The organism is Acinetobacter sp. UBA2063 (assembly GCF_002333245.1).
In the GTDB taxonomy this organism is placed as follows: Bacteria; Pseudomonadota; Gammaproteobacteria; order Pseudomonadales; family Moraxellaceae; genus Acinetobacter; species Acinetobacter parvus.
The window spans coordinates 1,883-4,164 of record NZ_DDAH01000018.1; the positions used below are offsets into that span (position 1 = coordinate 1,883).

Below are 2,282 nucleotides of genomic sequence, written 5' to 3' on the forward strand. Positions count from 1 at the left end.
TATCACCACTACGCCTAAAACCGACACGGGAAAGTTCAGATAAGGTGACGACATCAATCCGATGAATCGGGTCCAGAAACACCATGCGCGCTGACTTGTTATCGAGGTAACTACAGTCGTGCGGTGGCGTGATGTAATACTGTAAGTCATTTAAAAGGGACTTGGGTTGGTATGATTTCATGAATCTGTCCCTCCAAGGTGTTCGTCCATTAACCGTCTAATTTTGCATTAACTGCTATTGTTTTACTTGAAAATACACGTTCCTGATAGTTTTTCCAATTGATAGGGGGGGCAATAATTACATCTTGTAACGATTTTAGATATGTCTGGCGAGAAATTGTACTGGCTCCCAGACTCAGGAGATGATCGTTAACCAGTTGGCAGTCAATCCAAGGCAACTGATTTTCCTGTCCAATCAGCATCAGGGTGTAGAAAGCCATCTTGGAAACATCAGTTTCGGTGCTAAACATGGACTCACCAAAACAGCCTTTGCCGATGGTGACTCCATACAAGCCACCAACCAGTTTGTCCTGTTGCCAGACTTCAACACTATAGGCATAACCCGCCTTAAATAGAGAACAATAGCCTTCGATTATATCTTCACTAATCCAGGTTTCATTGGCATAGCTACGGGGCAGCGAGCAGGAACGAATCACATCTTCAAAGGCGTGATTGATGCTAATGCGATAGTCATGCTTTTTCATATTTCGCAGCAAGGATTTGCTAGGTTTATAGGAGTGTGGCTGAATAATGCAGCGTGGTTCAGGACTCCACCAGCAAATGGGTTCGTCTTCATTAAACCAGGGAAATAATCCGTGTGTATAGGCTTCAAATAAAGTCGATGGAGATAGGTCAGCACCAATGCAGATGAAACCATGACCCTCGGGATCAGCTTCAATAGGATCAGGAAAAATATATTGAGAGGGTGGAAGTTGATGCATAATAAAATGAATATGGAAAGGATTCAGATTAAACTAATCTAAGAAAGGTCGAATGGCAAATATAGTACTTCGCCATTCGATCATCAGTATTTAATTAAATAAACGCAATTGTTTCGCGATTTCCAACTTCTTACTTTCTAAAAATATTTGGGCTTTAGATTGGATAATTTCAATGCTTTTAACTTGATCTGAAACCATTTGACCATCTTTATCTAAAACTAACCACCCAAGCTGTTGGATGACATCTTGCACATAGTAAGCAAAATCTGTTGCAGTCGTTAAACCCTCTATAAAGTGAGCGCGATAAAATAATTGATGAAAATGTTCAGTCGGTATACCAATGCCTGTGATTGGACTAATTAAAACACCATAGTTTTGATGAAAACTCGCTTGTTTTAAAATGTAATGATTCAGATTATGGCAATGCTCGAACATTTTTTGAGATGGTTCATTATTTTGACATGGTTGAGCTAGTCCAAGATGGCACAGGATAACGAGCGCATTTAAGATTTTTGCATAGTGAAGCTCGGGAAAACTAGCTTCTAAATCTGCAATAGTGAGCGGTTGATAGTTAACTTCAGCAAATCGATTGCCAATTGGTTGATAAATTTCCTCTATCAAATTGAATGTCCCCAATAGTCCTGTAATGCTACTCGGTAATTGCTCTTTGGCTGTTAGAAGCACAAATGCTGTTTTTCGGAGTTTTGCTTGGACTTGTAATGGGGTTAAATTATTCTTGCCTCGAATAAATAAATCCCGTCTAAATTGTGTGTTGGCAAAATAATCTCGGCACTGTTCTTTGAAAATCGGGTGTTCAATCGCATTTAGAAATTGCTGATGTTCTTCTGAAAAATTAATGTTATCTAGATGCGTTCCTAAGTCTGTAGACCCAGCATAAGATAATTTAATTTCATCTAGGATTCTGACTACTTGCTGAAATGAAAAGCATTGCCAATCTTGATTCAAATATTCATGAATTAAGTAATTTGGATTTTGTTGTTTGAGATCGATTACTTTTTGCAAAGCATTGGGATTTCTTTGAGCAAAGATTGGATTTTGTTTAAGTAGTTCTTCGCTAAAATTTAATGCTTCATTTACTTTTTGCAGTGGGTTTGTACTTTTGCTATTAAATTTAAAATGACTATGAAATAACTCGCGTATAGGCATATTGGCAGCCCAACCTGTCACGCAGTTATAACTGATATAGACAATACCATTGGGTTTTAAATATTTACGAATGAATTTCAAAATGATGTGTTGGTTTTCATAGCTTATCCAGCTCCATATTCCATGTAGGCTAATTGAATCAAACATGGGTAAATCATTTCGATTTAATAATTC

General features: G+C 37.9%; 2 protein-coding genes and 1 pseudogene. All 3 read right to left on the reverse strand.

All coding sequences use genetic code 11. The features are described from left to right. Positions 1-181: pseudogene (locus B4H32_RS00740) on the reverse strand (arginyltransferase); the annotation flags it as partial. Positions 182-209: 28 nt separating this feature from the next. Next, positions 210-941 carry a leucyl/phenylalanyl-tRNA--protein transferase gene (gene aat, locus B4H32_RS00745; RefSeq protein WP_004682807.1) on the reverse strand — a complete coding sequence of 244 codons (732 nt, stop codon included), beginning with the start codon at positions 939-941 and terminating at the stop codon, positions 210-212. Between the two features lie 90 nt (positions 942-1,031). Next, positions 1,032-2,282, reverse strand: a 1,251-nt coding sequence (locus B4H32_RS00750; RefSeq protein ID WP_286799172.1) for a methyltransferase regulatory domain-containing protein, incomplete at its 5' end; no start/stop codon positions are given.